Source organism: Anaerostipes stercorihominis (genome assembly GCF_057535655.1).
In genome coordinates, this window is the sequence record NZ_BAAJCL010000010.1 from 14,570 (window position 1) to 33,319 (window position 18,750).

Sequence of the window (18,750 nt, forward strand, 5' to 3'; positions counted from 1 at the left end):
TACCGGCTGCCGTTTTTTCTCCATCCACGAACTACCTACTGTCTAAAGTCGGTGAGATTACGGCAGCCTTATTTCAATTACCTCATTCATTTTAGGCATTTATACTCTGTACGATATCATTGATTATACTTATTCTACTATCATTCCTCTTCATCGTCAATGAGTTAGGGAGTTTGACAGAATCATCATTAGGAATCGAAGGAACTTAGGATTGCCATATCATCGTATATTCTTCTTCCTCGGTATCCTGATCTGTGGTTTGTTTTTGAATTTTAAATTTTTCCCTCTGATAAAATTTCACAGCCCGGTCATTTTTTTTATAAACATCCAGGCTTAATTCTGATTTGATTTCCTTTACAAAATCCAAAAGGATTGTTCCGATCCCCTTTGACTGAAACGGTTCACAAATAAAAATCCCTGCAATATAATTTTCCTCCAGACCGACGAATCCGATGATTCTGTTGGTTTCCTCATTTTCGTATACATAAATCTCCGCCTGCAAAAACATTTCTTTTACAAGTTCAAAATGACGTTCCCAATATTGAGTCGGAATAAAATCATGTGCTTTTCGATTGGTATTCAGCCAAATTTCAGCAATCTCATTTACATCTTCCGCTCGCATTTCCCGAATCATCCCTTTATCCTCCTAATCTATTTTTCTTATATTATATAATCGTCTCGCAGCAGTTCTGACAGGGAATATTTTTTGATTTTTTTCCACCCCATCCAGTAAGCCAGCCCAACAAACCCAATAATTGCCAGAGCAAACATGAAAACCGGAACTATGGGCGCCTCTCTTAAAAATTCCACAGGATCTAAAAAGCTTGCCCGAATCATCATGCCCGTAACAACAATCGTGATCGGAAAGGTAAGGAAAAGCGGTCGTCCTGCAATAGCCAGTGCCTCTGCAAAAAAGATTTTACACATTCCTCCCGGCGTCATTCCAACCGATAAATACCTTGCCAGTTCCCGCTTTCTCTGATATAAAAAACCTAAAGTATTTGAAAATACATTGGCAATTCCAATTGCCGCAAGCAAAAAGCACAAACCTCCGATCATGAACATATATCCACGGATCATGCGATCGTTGTCCAGCTTTTCCTGAATACGATTCTCCGTTTCAAAAGTTTTGCCTTTGCCAATAATATCAGAAATTTGTTTTTCCAAAACACGAAGTTCTGTAAGCTGCGCTCCCTCTTTTGCCAACACAGAAATATATAGATCTTTCTCTGCATTTTTCATGTTCCCTGCCATCTGATCCCACGTTGACATGGAAATAAACTGCACCAGTGAATTATTTTCATATTCTTCTCTCAAAAGCGGCGCTTTCTGTGTGTAGGCAAGAACGGAAGTTTTGACCTTCTGTTCTTCATCCTTTGCATTGTGCAACGTTATATTTTGGGATTGGTTTTTCAAAAATGGAAGATACTTTTTATAACGAAAACTACTGTGTTTCCTGTCCCAAATTCGATTGAACACAATGCTGCCACCAGTCTTGCCGTTTTCACTAAGCTCTTTGCAATATTTTAAAAAACTTTGGTCATCTAAAATTACAATTGGAGCCGACACTTTATAAAGATCTCTTTCCGCTGTGATTGTATTTTCTGATATTTGTTCTAATCCACCCAGTTTTTTTATTTTGCCGCTCACATTTTCTTTGCTCACATAACATACTGCATCTGCCTTTTGATAGATCACAGCACTGCGAACTCCGGGCAATTTTGCAATTTTTTCTCTGTCCGTAAATTTTCTTATATCTGTATTCTCTATCGTCACCATTACATCCCATGCATTTTGGTATCGTTCAAAATAGGTATGCTTTGTGCTAATAGAAGAAAGTGTAAAAAAGCATAACATCATCGTAAATCCAAGAAACGAAAGAGTTAAGGACCATGTCGACGTGCGAAATGCCCTCCTTTGTGCTTTCAGTGAATTCCCCGCCAGTTCTCCTTCCACACCGAATAAAAACTTTAAAATCCGAGTCCGTTTTTTCTTTCTGCAATCAGCTTCCTGCCACCCCCGGATTGCCTGAAGAGGAGTTAATTGACTTACCTTTCTTGCTGGAATCCATGCAGAAATGAAAATCGTAATTCCCGCACCTATCATGGCTGCGAGAAAAATTCTCCAATCATACTGGAAAATAGCTTTATGGCCTCCCACCGATGTTGCAACCTGATTCATCCCCTGCACTACGCCATAGGTCAATAAAATGCCCAGAAGGCTTCCAATGAAAATCGGGACTGCACACAAGACCGCTGCTTCCTGCAAAAGACAAATGCGAATCTGCGCCGGTGTTGCTCCCACACTGGAAAAAATGCCAAACTGACGAATTCTTTCATTCATTGATACTGCAAAGGAATTATGAAGAATTAAAATGAGAGATCCCGATACGAGCAGTAAAATTCCAATATAGAACGTCATAAGAAGCGGTGGTGATTTGTCCTGCGGATCATGTATCAAATATCTGGATAAAAGCAGCTCATGATAAGAAACTGAAGACGCACTCAAGCCAAGTTTTTGAGCAATGACAGGCAGATCCTCATAGATTGTGTGCATATCCTGCAAATAAATATCAATCACTCGATGTTTTCCCTGTGATAATTCTTCATTTACTGCCGCTTTTTCTACATTTGCAAATTTATTGATCCGGTTGAGATCCTTTTCCCCAATTGTACCGGAAATCCTCCCCTGCCAGGCACCTTCTTCTGACTTCACACGTCTTATTTCATCTATCCAGAAGTTAAAAAACAGACAGCAGAGAAGGGATAGAAATAAAGAAGAAATCAACGCTGCTGCCACAATGGAAATACTGGAGGAACGATTCTTCTGTATAAATCCCCGGGAATAATGTTTCCACATTGCCGCTCACCTCATTTCCCCGAAAAAGTCTCTTTGCCATTGCTGTGATCCGCGAACCACATCCCCGATTATCCGTCCATCCTCCATTGTCACAATACGATCTGCTTCTAATGCAATCCTCTCATCATGCGTTACCAAAAGAATGGTCTGATGAAACTTGCGATTTGACAGTTTTAACAAATCCATAATTTCTTTTCCATTTTTACGATCAAGATTTCCAGTGGGCTCATCTGCCAGCAACAAAGCAGGGCGATAAATTAAAGATCTGGCAATGGCTGCTCTCTGACATTGTCCTCCCGATAATTGACTTGGAAAACATTCTAATTTATCCGTCATTCCAAGAGAAGCGATTACCTGATTTACGTACTCCTCCACAGGTTTTCTCCGATCTAACATCAGCGGCATCAAAATATTCTCACGAATTGTAATCGTTGGAATCAAATTATAAAATTGATAAACAAGCCCTACCTTTCTCCGTCTGAAAATTGCCGCCTGCGTAAGATTCATCTGAGAGATATCCACCCCTTCCACAAAAACCTTTCCCTCCGTCGGCTGATCCACACTGCCTAAAATATGCAAAAGCGTTGATTTCCCTGATCCAGAAGCTCCCACAATTGCAACAAATTCCCCCTTTTCCACTGAAAAATCAATTCCATCCAATGCCGTCACCGGTGAATCCCCAGAATCATAAATCTTTCGGATTCCCTGACACTTTAAAAGTTCCATCTGCCTTCTCCTTTCCTTCAATCCATTGATACTTTAGTATAACAAAGGAAAGTGACATCTCAGTGACTATAGATTCTAACTTCAAAACAAGCTCCGCCCTGCGGCAGATTTCTGGCAGAAAGATTCCCGTTTTGCAGTTGGAAAATAGACTGCGATAGGGCAAGTCCAATTCCCGCTCCGTTTTTTCCTGTTCGTTTTCCCCGGTAAAACCGTTCAAAAAGATGCGGCAGATCTTCCGCTGAAAAGCCTTGTCCTTCATCCCATATTCGGACTTCTAAATAGAGTGGATTCCATGAATAATCACAATAAATCGTCCCGCCCTCCGGAGAATATTCCAGACAGTTTTTGATTAAATTCATCAGTGCCTCCATGGTCCATTCCAGATCTCCCATCATTCTTGCATAGCCTTTTTCAGGAATGAAGACGGAAACCTTCTTTTTTTCCAACAGCGTATTCAAATTTTCCGCTGCAAGACTGAGCGCTGTATAAATGTCGACCTCTTCTTGTTCTAAACGCAGCGTTCCGGAGTCAATCTTAGATAACGTCAGCAGCGATTCTTCCAGGCTGCTCAGCCGTTCTATCTGCCGCTTCATCTGATCTATATCAGCATTCGGCATTCTCGTTTTCATGAGCTGCAAAGAAAGGGAGACCGCCGTAATCGGTGTTTTCAACTGATGTGCTATATTTGCCAGATTCTCTGCAAAATTCTTTTTGGCTTTTAACGCCGACTCTCTTGTTTGATAAAGTTCTGTCACAGTTTTATACATTTCATCCTGAAGATGGGAAAACTCATCCTCTTTTCTTTGCAAAACAGTTCCGTCTGCACCAATATTGATTTGTTCCAAATAATCTGTTAATTCCCGAATTCTCTTTCCATGATGCCGCTCCAGAAAGACAGCTGAAACAAGAAAAACACAAGATACTGTCAGCTTCATCCAGAAAGCCGATACCATCGTTGTTCCAATCAGACAGAGCACTGCAGGCAGACAAATCATCAGCCTTTTTTTCTGTTTCTCCGTCATTGATCATCCTCCATACGATACCCAAAGCTTCGCACTGTTTTTATACAAGACGGCTGATGCAGTTTTTGTCTCAAACGCTTCATGGCAACCGTCAGTGTATTATCATTCACATAATTCCCATGATCGTCCCATATTTTTTCCAATAATTTCTTTCTTGTCATTGTATTCCCTTTATTTTCCATTAGCAAAAAAAGCAGCTGGTATTCTGTATGACTTAACGATACTTCCTCTCCTTCATAAAAAACTGCCATTTTTTCTTGATCCAGAGACACCGGACCACAGCACAGATACGAGTCGTGGAATCTCCCGGCTCTGCGCAGCAAAGCACAGATGCGGGAATATAACACGTTTAATTCAAAAGGTTTTACGACGTAATCGTCTGCTCCATTTTGAAATGCAGAGACAATATCTCCCGAATCTTCACGCACCGTCAAAAAAATCACAGGAAGCTCCCTCCAGTGGTATCGAATCCATCGGCATAATGTGCTTCCCTCTCCGTCCGGCAGATTCCAGTCCACCAAAACAATTGCAGGCATCTGACGGCACAACGCCTGCTGCGCTTCAGCAACCGATTTCAAAATCGTGACGCTGCACTTCTGAAGATTTAAATACTCCTTCACAGCGTATGCAATCGCTTCATCATCTTCCACATAAAAAACATCTATCATTCTATATTCCCCGTCTTATTTTTGCACATATTGTAACAAAATCCCATCCAAAACTCAATAGAAAGACCATCCTTGGGAACATCCATTCAAAACTCAAGAACCTTTCATATTGACACTGCTTCGCACTTTTCCTTATAATGGAAAGGAGAAATGTGAGGTGGTTTTTTGAATAATAGAAAATATCATATTGTGGAAGCAATTAACCGACATGGATATATGCGGTTTTCAGATTTGTGCGAAGAATTTCAAGTATCTCCTGCTACCATGCGAAGAGATTTGACAGCACTGGACCAGGAAGGATTAATTCATCGTGTTCATGGCGGGGCAAAGTCCATCAATCCGCCCACAGAACAGACGACAGTGCTCTCTTCTTATGAGCGTTCCATTCTTGCCCCTCAGGAAAAAGAACTGATCGCACGATCTGCATTTCATATGCTGCAAGACGGAAGCTCCGTAATCTTAGACGATGCCACAACCTGCCTTGAACTGGCAAAGTTCATTGCTGCTTCTGATTTAACACTGAACATAATTACAAATAATTTTGATATTGCTTCCCTGCTCAAGGAACATCTAACAATAGAATTATTTTTCATCGGGGGAATTGTCCATAAAACAACTGCTGCAACTTACGGCGCCATTGCAGAACAAATTACACACACACTAAACTGCAATCTTTTATTTATGGGAACAGATGCGGTCCATCCGCAGCAAGGTTTTTTAAACAACCGACTGGATATTATTCCTCTGAAACAAGCAATGATTCAAGCCGCTGCTAAAACAATTGTTTTAGCAGATCACACAAAATTCAGCCGCAAAGCAATGATGAAAATTGCCTCCTTTGATGAAATTGACTATGTAATTACCGACGATCAACTGGATCATGAAACCTATAATTCTTTCGGAGAACAGAAACATCAAATTATTCGTGCTTCGATTGATGATATAAAGAAAAACATGCCATAGCGAAACTATGGCATGTTTTCTCAATTTTCATGATAATAAGAACAATTCAAACATTATCTTTTCTCGTTTTAATCAGTGGGAACGCTCCACTGTCCAAAGCCAGTGGAATCGTAATCACCTTATATCAAAAATCCCATCATGAATTTTCCGGTATTCCATATAAGCCTTTTGATATTTTTCAGCATATACAGCCTTAGGTCTATACAAAGTTCCCGGTTCTTCCTGAATAGCATTCTCATTTATTTTCTTTCTGTCACTCATGGCAGCCAAAAGACAGACTCCATATCCCGCAGAAGCAGCTCCATTTACAACTTCCACTTCTCTGTTTAAGACGTTTGCCATAATTCTCATCCACAAACTACTTTTTGTGCCGCCGCCGCTAATTCTAATTCGCTGCTTCTTTTCTCCTCCCACAGCTTCCAGTAATTCCTTAAAGGCATATGCCACCCCTTCCAGCACAGCTTGTGTCATATGTTCTCGTTTGGTATATGTGCTAAGTCCCAGGAACGCTCCGCGTAAGTTTGCATCAGCATACAGCGTTTTATCTCCGGCAATATGCGGATAAAATTTTACAGAGTTTTCTCCAAAATCCGAATCATGAATCCTCGTTTGATCCACCATCAGATCTTCTGTTTTCACCACTGATTCCACCCACCATTTATGAGCTCCTCCTGCCGCCTGCACCACCCCCTGACAAATATTTATAACCGAATCTTCCTTTCTCCCGGAAAAAAATAATACATTCTTTCCTTTTCCTTGAAATGCCCCATCCGGTTTTGGACTAATCACGACTCCGGAAGTCCCAAGAGAAATCACAGTTTCTCTTTTCTTTAAAATTCCCATTGCCACAGCCGTCGCCGGATTATCACCGGTTCCGGCAATCACTCGAATCGGAGATTCTACCCCTAATAATTGACAGAACCGGGAAGACAAATTTCCGATAACATCACAGCTTCCGTGGACTTTTCCCAAAACCTTTTCTTCTATTCCGATATCATTTAACATATACTCCGACCATTTTTTAGTTTTTATATTATACAGAGAACTTGTAGATGCTCCGCAGTAATCACAACTGTATTCCCCTGTCAGCCGGTATACAATATAATCATACGCGGTCATTACCTTACCCAGTTTCAGAAAATTTTGGGGTTCCTGCCTCTTCATCCATAAAATATTTGCCGCCAGACTTCCTGTAGAAATAATTTTTGAGATTTCATACGTATCCGAATTCTTTTGCAGCTCTTTTCTCAAAGGTGCTATCATGTCTTTTGTTCTTAAATCATTCCACATAATCGCAGGACGAAGCACCTGCCCTTCGTCATTTAAGAATACGGTTGTGTGCATTTGTCCGGTAACACCTATTGTATGTATTTTTTCGTCACGAAAACAACGTATGATATGTTCCAATTCATGAAAGACTGCCTGAAACCAAATTTCAGGATTAATTTCCTTATATCCATCTTTTGGTTCACAATAAGAATATCCTTGATTCCTTTCGTATATAATTTGTCCTGTTTCATTTATTAAAATCGTTTTTAATGCTGATGTTCCCACATCAAATCCCAAATAATACACTTTATCTGCATCCTTTTTCTATCGTTCATTGATGATTCGTACCAAATCACATACTGTCTGTCTGACATTTTCCACGGCTTTCATACTTAAACCATATAAGTTTGCCTCTGTATGATTTTTTTGATATGCTTCTCCAAAGGTAGAAATATATGCTTTCCGAAGATCTGAACCATAATTCACTTTCAACATCTTGTACTTCCTCATCTCCTTTACCTGCTCAAAAGGAATTCCCGACCCGCCATGCAGCACCAGCGGAACCGGAGAAACCGCTGCAATCTTTTCCAAAAGCGACAGGTCAATCTTTGGTACTGCATCCAATCCATGGACATTCCCAATGGACACCGCCAGTGTATCACATCCGGAACGTCTGACAAACTCTTCCACCAGTTCCGGGGCCGTTTTACAATCCGCTTCGCTGACATCGTCGTCCTCTTTTCCACTGATTGCTCCCAATTCCGCTTCCACCGGAATATGATAAAAATGACAGTACTCTGCTACTTCCCGCACTGCTTTTATATTTTCTTCAAAATCATATGCAGAAGCATCCACCATAATCGAAGTAAAACCGGCATCTACACATGCTTGTACATCTTCAAAGCTTTTTCCGTGATCCAAATGCAGTCCGATGGGGGTGTCCGTATCCTTTAAGAATTCATTGACCAGTTCCGCAATGGTTTCGGCATTGGATAGCTGCAGATTATTGGATGAAATTTGAATCAATCCCGGAAGATGTGCATCGTTTAACCCCAAAATAATTGCTTTGGTCATCTCTAAATTCGTTGTATTAAACGCCGGAATCATCAAATTTCTTTTTTGGGCATATTCAAATACATCAAATCCATTTACGATCTTCATACTCAATTCCTTTTCTTAAAAACTATCGCCTATTTTTTTTACAACCGCATCCAGTTTTACTTCCGGTTTTGAAATCTCCTGACGGAAATATACATAAACCCCTTTTTCATCAAGTTCCTTCAAATGCTCCACATCTTCTTTCGATACATAAACGGTTGCTGTGGCATGTACCTGATTATCTTCTCTCGGCGTCTGTCCTACATTGATGGATTCAAAATGAAATCCTTTTATATACGCTTTATATGCCTGCTCAATGGACCGGAAAATCACAATTACTTTTCCGTCTCCGAAATGAGTTTTCTCATATTCCGCAACACCATCTTCTACATTATAAAATTCTACCGTCGTTCCTTTCGGTGCCGCAAATGTTAAAATCTGCTGAACAAATGTATCTTTGCTGGTAGAATCATCAATAATTACTACTTTCGTCGCACTGTAATGTGGAATCCACACACTCGCTACCTGTCCATGAATCATACGAAAATCCACACGTGTCATACAAATTGCCATAATGTTACCTCCTGATATTTTTCTTTATGATTACTTTATGATTTTTATTTCCTGTTTTCTTCTTTCTGCCCATTCCTTATAAACATCCATTTCCAATACTTCCGGATTCAAAACACCAAACTTGGAAATATGATGAATCACATTCGATGTTCTCTGAAATACATATTTCCATGAATTGATGACTGCATCCGTCGTACTTCCTGCCAGATGAGCGGATAATGTAATATTATCCAGCTGACGAATCGGCGCCTCTGCCGGCAGCGGCATTTTCGGATATACATCCGTCGCTGCTCCCGCAATTTTTCTTTCTTTTAATGCCTCAATCAGTGCATCATAATTAACCATAGATGCTCTCGCTGTATTAATAAAATAAGCGGTCGGTTTCATCATTTCAAACTGCTCTTTATCAAAAGTATTTGCATTATCCACAGTCTGTCTGGCATGAATACTGATAAAATCAGATTCCTTACACAACGTATCTAAATCTGTTTTTGTTACGTGATGCTTTTTCATCTCTTCTGCACTGACAAACGGATCCACCGCTATGATATTCACATGGAACCCTGACAATTTTTCTGCCATCAGTTTTCCAATATAGCCAAAGCCAAACAAACCGATGGTTTTTCCATACAAATCCGGCATAATCGCATTATTGGAATATTCTTTTGTCAAACCTCCTTGCTTCATCAGTGCATGCTGCCGTGCAATATTTCTGGATTCCGCAAGCATTAGCCCAATGGCATAATCTGAAACAGCATTGGCATTTCGTCCTGCGGCGTTTACCACTAAAATCCCTCTTTGGGTTGCAGCCGGAATATCAACATTTTCTGTACCCGTTCTGGAAATTCCAATCACTCTTAAATTTTGAAAACGATCCATCATTTCCCCGGATACCGGAGAAAAAGATACCGCCAGCACTTCCGCATCTAAATTTTCCTCATATGCTGGAACCATCGGTTCCGGATTCGGACCAAACTTTTCCAGACGATAAATGTTTTTGATAAAATCTACAGACGGATCCGGATCCGTATATTTCCCAATGATAACCGGACCATCTGTAAATTTTTTCGCATATTCTTCCGAATATTCTATCTGTTCCCGATAATTTTTATATAGCGCATCATACATACAAAGTACTTTCATCTTACTACCTCATTTCTTACTTTCTATCCTAAAATTCCCGCAAATCCACATAACAATCCAACTACAGTGGTTGCCAGCAGCATCCGGACAAATTTTCCTCCTTTTGACATATAGTTAAACCCACACCAACAGAAAATCATCATCAGTGCTCCCGGCAGTGCAGAATCCAAAAATCCCTGCAGAGTATAGTCTTTGGTAATCTGTAATACCGCATCAATATGTGCATTGTTCGCTGTCATAACACCCATCATCGTAAAACCAATGACGCTGACGGATAACAAAATTTTTTGAAAAATACCTTTTTGCAGTAACTGGATGATAGACTGTCCTCCCAAATTATATCCGATCAAATGAGAGAACCATCCAATCACATTTGCCAAAACTCCCCATAACATAATTCCAAACGCCGCATACCAATGCCCTGCAATTGCTCCTGCAATACATACGGATTTAATAATGGAAATTGCAGTTGTCCAGAAAATAGAATCTCCCAATCCTGCCATTGGTCCCATCAAAGATGTTTCCATGGTAATAATATCCTGTCCTTCAATCGGCGCTCCTTTGGCTTTTTCTTCTTCCATGGATAAAGACAATCCATGAATACATGCACCCATACATGGTTCTGTAATAAATGGCGTTAAATGGCGAAGCATTGCTTCCTGATAGCCGTCCGGATCATTTTTATATATTTTTTCTAATGCCGGTTTCATGACATACATATATCCTACGCCAAAGAAATACTCTAAACTTTGGGCTTCCCGGAACCATAATAAAGTTCTCATATACAGTCTTGCATGGTCTCTCAAAGTAAGTTCACTCTTGGCTGGATCAATTTTCATCAATGATTTAAAATCAAGATCCAGCGATTCGGATGTTTCTTCCGCAGGGTTGCTTGTAAATTTCATATAAAACAGTGCAAAAATAACTGCAAACACCAAAATCGTCAAAGTTGTCCATTCCAATAATGTTGACATATAATAACCGATAATAAAGAATGGATATAATTCTTTCCGTCCCATCATTGCACAGCATAAAATCAATCCCAATGCCGGAAGCAAACCACCAACTACCGTAAATCCATTCATCACCCACTCCGGTAATCTGGATACAATATCTCCCATGGATGTTCCGCCAAAGTAAATTAGTAATGCCAGCGGCACAGCACGTACAATATATCCGACAACCCACGGTCCGGCAAACGCATCAATCCATAAGCTCTGATACTTTCCAGCCCTAATGCGTTTTTCCGCATCTCTATGCCAATATGAGTTCACCAGACGGCGGAATGTATCAATAAATGATCCCACCAGACCGAATGCAGTGGCTACCACCAAAGCTGCACTGGCATCCCAATGAAATTTTAATGCAATAGGAATTGCTATAATACTTGCCAAAGACACGTCTGATCCTAAATTTCCTCCTACAGAGTTGGCTCCAATAAATACTAAGCCAATCGTACCTCCTAAAAGCAATCCCTGTCCTACATCACCATATGCCAGTCCAAGAACAAATCCAATCAATACAGAATCCTGCCATGTTGCCCATGAATTCAATGGTGCAATACAAAAATCCATCCACGTTATCCAATAGAATGTTCCTAATAAAAATGCTTCTAATAAAGTAAATTCCATATTTCCTCCTCCAAACATTATTTTCTCTTTTTCAGCTCTAACATTTTAATATTCCGGTACTTCTCCTCCTTCCTTTTTCACTAAATATCTCAACAATTTCTGAACTACTGAAATCAAAGGACCTGATAAACGAAATAATATTAAAAAAAGATGTTTTCGCCGCATATAATTTTCGATGTTATTTTACTTTGATTGCGCATTCCACTGTTCCCCCACATTCATAATTGCTTCTTTTCCCATCTCCACAAGCTGTTCTAAAAAATCAATACTTTTATCTTCTCTGGCTCCCACAGCTGCAATTAACATTCCAAGATTCATTCCGCATACAGCTCTGATTTCTTTTCCTTCTCTCAAGCAGTACTGCATCACTTGATTAAAAGGACTTCCTCCAAAAATATCAATGAGAAAAATGGATTTTTCCGGCATGACTTCATATAACTCTGCTGCCGCTTTTCCGTATTCTTCTGAATTATCTCCTTCATGTAATTCCAATGCTGATACATTCACGGCATCTCCCGAAACCATCTCCATGGTTCCTAATAAACCTCCTGCCAACGGTCCATGACTCATTAGAATAATTCCCGGAACATCTGATTGAATTTCGCTTATTTTTGTTCCAATTTGTTTCATTTTCTTTCCTCCAAAAAATTTATTTCACTTCATCTCTTTGATATCCCCTATTATACGAACATTTTGAGCGATTGTCAACCTTCTATTTCGCTCATTGTTCAATATATTGATCGTTCACATTCATTTTTAAGCGATTTTATTGACATTTCTTTATTTTTTGGTAAGATAAGTTTAAATATATGATTCATTTCATCATAGGAGGTAAGGAAATCATGAACAAAAAGCGACAAAATAATGTCCTACAATTCATAAACGATCATAAATACGTTCGTTTTTCTGAATTGTATACAACCTTCCATGTCTCCCCAGCTACCATGCGGAGAGATCTAACACAATTAGAACAAAATGGTGTCATTCAACGTGTTCATGGAGGTGCACGTTCCATCCAAAAAGCTTCTTCTTCTGATTTTCCGGTTATAGACCATCGCATCCACGATTGTGTTAAAGAAAAAGAAAGAATTGCATCTCATGCACTGCAGCTGATTCATGATCACTCTTCCATCATATTAGATGCATCTACAACCTGTCTGAAATTAGCTCATGCTATTTGCAGTACAAATTTAAAATTAACTGTTATCACCAATTATTTTGAAGTGGCAAATACACTGTTAAATTCTGAAACAATTGAAATTTTATTTATTGGGGGTATTGTCCGAAAAGGATTTTCTTCTACTTCCGGAATGATTGCAGAAGAAAACCTAATGGATATGAATGCCGATCTTGGATTTATCGGCGTCGACGGGATTACACCAGAAAAGGGGTTATCCAACAATCGTTTAGATATTATTGAATGGAAAAAACTAATTATTAAAAATTCTTTATCTTCTTATGTATTAGCAGATCATACGAAATTTCATTCCGCAGCAATTTTACCAATCTCTCCTTTGTCTGAAATTACGAATGTTATCACTGATGCACAGCTGCCTGATTCCGTTTTATCAAACTTCGGAAGCGACAGATCAAAAATTATATTAGCAAAATGACTTCTCTCACATCGACTCAGTGAATTCTATCGCTTTCTTACTTTTTGAATTTTATGGTCTAATAAAGTTTGTCGCAATCCTGCCCATCGTATGCATTCCGCGCAGCGTTTTATGATATAGGGATATAGGAAAGCTCCAGACAAACTTTGCCTGGAGCTTTTATCAAAAATAGATGCAATTTTTCTAACAATTTTCCATTGTTTTTCCTTCACCGCATAATCCCTCAAAATCTTTGGTAAATGCATCGACTGCTGCAACCACAGAATCATTCTTAATGAGTCCTTCAATGACATCGGATGCAATAGTAGCCGCACCGATTCCATAAGCACAAAGCTCCTGAACCTGCTGTGAATTCTTAAAGCTTGCTGCAAGAACCTCTGTTTTCAGTCCATTGTTTTTAAAAATATCATGAATCTTCTTTACAGATGCAATTCCGTCGGCTCCCAGATTATCAATCCGATTCACATAAGGCGCAGCATAGACAGCTCCCGCTTTCGCTGCAAGAAATGCCTGCATTGGAGTATAAATTGCAGTTGCCGTAATTTTCACACCTTCTGCTGCCAACGCCTTCATTGCCTTTAATCCTTCTCTCGTCGTCGGTACTTTAATAAATGTATTTTCCCCTAACTCCTTCCTGATTTTCGCAGCCTCGGTTATCATATCTTCCGCGTTTTTAGACACTACCTGTACATGCAGATCTGCATCCTGTCCGATGATTTGACGAATTTCCTTTAACACATCATATGGCTGTTTTCCGCTTTTTGCCAAAATCGAAGGATTCGTTGTAACCCCTTCCACCGGATAATATTCGTACAGTGCCTTGATTGCTTCTACATTTGCGTCGTCAATAATAAATTTCATAACATTTCTCCTTTTTATTTTAATTTTCAATGATAACCTTTTTTACACCGCCCTCCAGAGCCCAGCTTTTAAATTCCTGCATTTGCTCTTTGGAGTACATCTTCGGATTCTCCCGAAAGCAGAATTCCCTGTCTACCAGACCGTATTTGGATTCTGCCAGCGGATTATAATTTAAAATCTCATAAGTTACTTCTGGATATATTCCACTGATATATCTGGAAATTTCAAGTATATTTTCTTTGCACGCTGTCATATCAGGAATCATCGGCGTACGAATCACCGCACATTCCTTTTTATCAGATTCCAACAAATATTTCAGATTTTCTTTGATTTTCTGATTGGAAACCCCGGTATATGTTTTATGGAGCCTGTCATCTGCCAATTTAAAATCCGCAAATATAAAATCCAGATACGGGAAAACCTGCTCCAAGACTTTTGGATCTGCAAACAGTGATGTTTCGATGGCTGTATGAATTCCTTCCTCTTTGCACTGTTTTAAAATTTCCAGCGAAAATTCCCATTGAAACAACGCTTCTCCGCCAGACAGCGTGATGCCTCCTCCATGTCTGTAAAATACCATATCCTTTCGGATTTCTTCCATAACCTCTTCCACTTCATACTCTCCGGAATCCATTTCCAATGCAGCTGCCGGACACCAGTCTATTAATTCTTTCCAGTCTTCTTTGGCATTTACATTCAACGCTATACACCCATCCTGTATTTTCATCCCGCCGTCACAGCTTTTTTTCACGCAGGTACCACATTTTATACAACGATTCTCAAAATATAACGGCCGATCTTTGAATGAAATTCCTTCCGGATTCTGACACCAGATACAGGTCAGAGGACACCCTTTTAAAAATACCGTAGTTCGGATTCCTGAACCATCATGAGTTGAAAATCTCTGAATATCAAAAATTTTTCCTTTCATTTTAAATTTCTCCATAACTGGTTCGTGCAATAATTTCATTTTGCAGTTCATCTGCCAGTTCTGTAAAGTACGCCGTATAGCCGGCAACTCTTACGGTAAGTCCCCGATATTGTTCCGGATGTTCTTTTGCCGCAATCAAATCTTCTTTTCTTACAACATTAAATTGAATATGAGGAATTTCCAGATCTACAAAGCTTCTCAGGAAATCCGCGAACTTTTGAATTCCTATTTCATTTTTGAAAAATTCCGGAATAAATTTCATATTCAGAAGTCCTCCGTTGGTTGTCAGATTCTTATCCAATTTTGATACAGATTTTAATACAGCCGTCGGTCCCTTTCGGTCTCTGCCGTAAACCGGTGACATTCCTCCGTCTGCTAACGGCTCTTTGGCATAACGTCCATCCGGCGTTGCCCCGACATTTTCTCCCATCGGTACATGCGCCGATACCGTATACATACCGGTATGATACGGACCTTTGCGATAGTTGGTAAACGTCCGCAGACGATTTTTAAAATATTCTGCCCATTTCGTTCCCATTGCGTCGACCCAGTCCACATCATTTCCATATTTCGGAACTTTATGAAGCAGCATAGCGCGAATGATTTCATATCCTTGAAAGTTTGCTTTTAATGCATCCAGCATCGTCTTTCGATCAATTTTTTTCTCTTCATAAACCATCTGCCTGATTGCCGCCAGACTGTCCGCTAAATTTGCCACCTGAATCATCTGGATTCCCGACAAGTTATATTTGGCTCCTCCCGCCGTCACATCAATGCCCTGTTCCATGCAGCGATCAACCACTGCAGATAAAAACGGTGACGGAAGCAAATCAATATGTGCCTTTTCTACTTCCTCACAGGCAAGCAGCATTTTATCCATAAAATAATCAATCTGTTTCTGCAAAGCAGTTTCCAAATCTTCAAAAGTCTCATATGTCTCCAGATTTCCATAATCCGGCGCAATCGTTTCTCCGCTCAGCAGACAAGTTCCCCCGGTTAATGTAACCTCCAGCGCTTTATTTAAATTAAACATCGCAGAATCACTCCAGCCAAGATTATTTCCCTGTGTTGTCAATTCCACACAACCGACAATTGCATAATCCAGCGCATCCTTTCGTTCAATCCCCAGCTCCATCATCGAAGGAATCACCGCTTTATCATTAAAAAATTGAGGCATTCCGCTTCCTTTGGCAACCGTCCGAACTGCTTCTTTTAACAACGCTTCTCCGGTCCCTTCGTGAAGTCTTACAGACAAATTCGGCTGTGGAAGTCCCAAATGTTTTTGAGCTTCTAAAAATAAGAAGGAAAGCTCGTTGGAATAATCCTTTCCGTTTTCATCCTGTCCGCCGATTGCAATATTAAATCCAATCGGGAATCCGGCAAAATATTTTGCTCCGTGAGAATTTCTCATATAAACAATCTCATTAAATTTCAGCCACATACATTCAATAATTTCCAATGCATCCTGTCTTGTTAAATTTCCTGCATTTCTGTCCTTTTCATAATAGGAAATCAAATGCCGATCCATTCTTCCCGGTGAAAATGAAGATGCATTCGATTCCATCTGCAAAATGACAAATAAAAACCATAGAGATTGTACTGCTTCATGAAAGGTTTCTGCCGGTCTCTCACTTAAATTTTTACAGTTTTGCGCTACTTTTCTCATAGAATCTCTTTGATCTGCATTCTTTTCTGTCTCCGCCATAGACATCAGCAGATCATAATAGCGGAGCATAAAGCTTCTGGCGCCCTGCATCACCAGAACAACACTCTCATAGAAATCTTTTTTATCACCTGTCGCGTTTTCAGATTTCTCCATCGCCTCTTTTTGTAAACCTACCGGACCCATCTCCAGCCATTTCACACAATTTGGACAAATATGACCCTGGGCATGATCTTTTTGATTTATCTTTACAACCTTTGCAATCTCATCAATTTCTTTTCCATACCTTTGATTTAAAACATCCTCCAGAGATTTCCCCTGCCAGTAGGGTTTAATAACATTCCGAAATGTTTCAATATCCTCTTTATGTACATGAAATTGATCTTGTGCTCTGGTTGGCAGTGTTTCAAATTCCCGATCTACCCATGTACTGCCGCTCTCCGGAAATACCACCCCATAGCGAACCCCGGCGGTACGGTTGCCGACAATCAATTCTTCCGGTTCCACACGAATCCTGAGATTTTCCAATGCTGCTTTTAATGACAGCGCTCTCTGTATGATTCTCGGTTTTCCTTCATTCTTTTTATAAGTATCCGTAATAATCAATGCCTGTTCAATGGATGCATACCTTGGCTCTGACAGCATCTTATCTTTTAAATATGTAATCCGATCTGTTTGAAATAATCCTTCCATCTTATAAAACTCCTTTCTCACTTCATCGGTTTCTTTCTTGTTATTTATTATTTTAGATTATTTTTTATTGTTTGTCAATGTTTTATTATTGTTTCATCGTAAAAAAATACGATTACAGATCAAGTATCCTATGTCTATAATCGTATTTCTTATTTTATATAGAATGCATAACTCCCACAATATACTACTCTATTATCTTTACGTTCTTTTCTTTTAATATCTTTTGAAGCGGAACCTCTAACGTAGTTTCACAGATCACTCCATCAATTTGTTCAAAATCGGCAAACACATAATTTGCATGGTATGAAAATTTTCGATTCTCAATCATAAGATAGATCTCTCTGCTTCTTTCAATCACCGCTCTCTTCATGGCGCCATCTTCCGGAATATAGGTTGTTATAATATTTTCTTTTACGTCTGCCCCGACCATTCCCATAAAACTTTTATCAAATCGAAAGGCATCCATCATCTGCAGTGTCATCGATCCTAAAAATCCATTCTGAGATTGATAAAACTCTCCGCCTAAGAGAACAAAATCTGCATTTTCATAAGAAGCAAATACATTGGCAATATCCAGCATACAGCTGACCACCTTGACTTTTAAACCTGCTTTGATAATCTCCTTTGCCAGTTCAATATTGGCTGTAGATGTATCTAAAAAAATCACATCTCCATCCTTAATCAACTGTACTGCTTTTTTCGCAATCACTTTTTTCTGCTTTAAATTCATTTCCCGTCTGGCAGAAATCCGATTGGGATGCTTCAGTCGAAGGCTATTACGTTCCACAGCCCCTCCGTAAGTGCGTTTTAGCAGGTCTCGACTTTCCATACTTGCTAAATCTTTTCGTATACAGTCCTCTGTTACCTGAAACTGCTGACTCAGCTCTTTTACTTTTACTTTTCCATTTTCGTGCAGCATCTGAAGAATCTTTCCCTGTCTTTCTTCTACAAACATCTATTCTCTCCATTACTTTTTATTCTTTTTCTTAATTTTATTTCATTCCGTCAAGGATGTCAACGCAAGAAGGACAAGCTGT

General features: G+C 39.6%; 17 protein-coding genes. 2 read left to right on the forward strand and 15 right to left on the reverse strand.

All coding sequences use genetic code 11. From position 1 onward, the window contains the following. Positions 1-205: 205 nt before the first annotated feature. The 5 genes from AC27EF_RS09690 to AC27EF_RS09710 are packed head-to-tail and all read right to left on the reverse strand — an operon-like array spanning position 206 to position 5,275. Entirely contained in the window at positions 206-634 is a 429-nt protein-coding gene (locus tag AC27EF_RS09690; RefSeq protein ID WP_487110549.1) for a GNAT family N-acetyltransferase, read from the reverse strand. Positions 635-660: 26 nt separating this feature from the next. After that, entirely contained in the window at positions 661-2,859 is a 2,199-nt protein-coding gene (locus tag AC27EF_RS09695) for an ABC transporter permease (protein ID WP_487110550.1), read from the reverse strand. Positions 2,860-2,865: 6 nt separating this feature from the next. Beyond that, positions 2,866-3,585 (reverse strand): ABC transporter ATP-binding protein, encoded by a 720-nt coding sequence (locus AC27EF_RS09700; protein WP_487110551.1) that lies wholly within the window; start codon positions 3,583-3,585, stop codon positions 2,866-2,868. 59 nt (positions 3,586-3,644) lie between these two features. After that, on the reverse strand, positions 3,645-4,607 hold the full coding sequence (locus AC27EF_RS09705) for a sensor histidine kinase (protein WP_487110552.1): 963 nt from the start codon (positions 4,605-4,607) through the stop codon (positions 3,645-3,647). Further along, on the reverse strand, positions 4,604-5,275 hold the full coding sequence (locus AC27EF_RS09710; RefSeq protein WP_487110553.1) for a response regulator transcription factor: 672 nt from the start codon (positions 5,273-5,275) through the stop codon (positions 4,604-4,606). Before AC27EF_RS09710 ends, AC27EF_RS09705 begins: the two co-directional genes overlap by 4 nt. A 165-nt stretch (positions 5,276-5,440) precedes the next feature. On the opposite strand from AC27EF_RS09710, the gene AC27EF_RS09715 reads away from it, so the two are divergent. Then, on the forward strand, positions 5,441-6,238 hold the full coding sequence (locus AC27EF_RS09715) for a DeoR/GlpR family DNA-binding transcription regulator (protein WP_487110554.1): 798 nt from the start codon (positions 5,441-5,443) through the stop codon (positions 6,236-6,238). Between the two features lie 114 nt (positions 6,239-6,352). Here the strand turns inward: AC27EF_RS09715 and AC27EF_RS09720 are convergent, their stop codons facing one another. The 6 genes from AC27EF_RS09720 to AC27EF_RS09745 all read right to left on the reverse strand — a co-directional run bounded on the left by AC27EF_RS09720 (position 6,353) and on the right by AC27EF_RS09745 (position 12,582). Then, a complete protein-coding gene (locus AC27EF_RS09720) occupies positions 6,353-7,813 on the reverse strand; it encodes a xylulokinase (RefSeq protein ID WP_487110555.1) in 1,461 nt (486 codons plus the stop codon). An 18-nt stretch (positions 7,814-7,831) separates the two neighbouring features. Next, on the reverse strand, positions 7,832-8,668 hold the full coding sequence (locus tag AC27EF_RS09725; RefSeq protein WP_487110556.1) for a class II aldolase: 837 nt from the start codon (positions 8,666-8,668) through the stop codon (positions 7,832-7,834). A gap of 15 nt (positions 8,669-8,683) precedes the next feature. Next, positions 8,684-9,178 carry a PTS sugar transporter subunit IIB gene (locus AC27EF_RS09730; protein ID WP_487110557.1) on the reverse strand — a complete coding sequence of 165 codons (495 nt, stop codon included), beginning with the start codon at positions 9,176-9,178 and terminating at the stop codon, positions 8,684-8,686. Between the two features lie 30 nt (positions 9,179-9,208). Continuing rightward, positions 9,209-10,321: a 2-hydroxyacid dehydrogenase gene (locus tag AC27EF_RS09735; RefSeq protein WP_487110558.1), complete on the reverse strand. Its 1,113-nt coding sequence runs from the start codon at positions 10,319-10,321 to the stop codon at positions 9,209-9,211. A gap of 23 nt (positions 10,322-10,344) precedes the next feature. Then, positions 10,345-11,952, reverse strand: coding sequence for a PTS system mannose/fructose/sorbose family transporter subunit IID (locus AC27EF_RS09740; protein WP_487110559.1), 1,608 nt, complete (start codon positions 11,950-11,952; stop codon positions 10,345-10,347). A 183-nt stretch (positions 11,953-12,135) separates the two neighbouring features. After that, a complete protein-coding gene (locus tag AC27EF_RS09745; protein WP_487110560.1) occupies positions 12,136-12,582 on the reverse strand; it encodes a PTS sugar transporter subunit IIA in 447 nt (148 codons plus the stop codon). Between the two features lie 212 nt (positions 12,583-12,794). Here AC27EF_RS09745 and AC27EF_RS09750 point away from each other — a divergent pair, with 212 nt between their 5' ends. Further along, positions 12,795-13,565, forward strand: a complete 771-nt coding sequence (locus AC27EF_RS09750) for a DeoR/GlpR family DNA-binding transcription regulator (protein WP_487110561.1) — start codon at positions 12,795-12,797, stop codon at positions 13,563-13,565. Positions 13,566-13,748: 183 nt separating this feature from the next. Here the strand turns inward: AC27EF_RS09750 and AC27EF_RS09755 are convergent, their stop codons facing one another. The 4 genes from AC27EF_RS09755 to AC27EF_RS09770 all read right to left on the reverse strand — a co-directional run bounded on the left by AC27EF_RS09755 (position 13,749) and on the right by AC27EF_RS09770 (position 18,668). Further along, the gene (locus AC27EF_RS09755; RefSeq protein WP_487110562.1) at positions 13,749-14,426 is read right to left on the reverse strand and encodes a fructose-6-phosphate aldolase; all 678 of its coding nucleotides are present in this window, start codon (positions 14,424-14,426) and stop codon (positions 13,749-13,751) included. Positions 14,427-14,445: 19 nt separating this feature from the next. Further along, positions 14,446-15,357: a glycyl-radical enzyme activating protein gene (locus AC27EF_RS09760; protein WP_487110563.1), complete on the reverse strand. Its 912-nt coding sequence runs from the start codon at positions 15,355-15,357 to the stop codon at positions 14,446-14,448. Position 15,358: 1 nt separating this feature from the next. Beyond that, the gene (locus AC27EF_RS09765; protein ID WP_487110564.1) at positions 15,359-17,713 is read right to left on the reverse strand and encodes a glycyl radical protein; all 2,355 of its coding nucleotides are present in this window, start codon (positions 17,711-17,713) and stop codon (positions 15,359-15,361) included. Positions 17,714-17,897: 184 nt separating this feature from the next. Then, on the reverse strand, positions 17,898-18,668 hold the full coding sequence (locus tag AC27EF_RS09770) for a DeoR/GlpR family DNA-binding transcription regulator (RefSeq protein WP_487110565.1): 771 nt from the start codon (positions 18,666-18,668) through the stop codon (positions 17,898-17,900). Positions 18,669-18,750 lie beyond the last annotated feature (82 nt).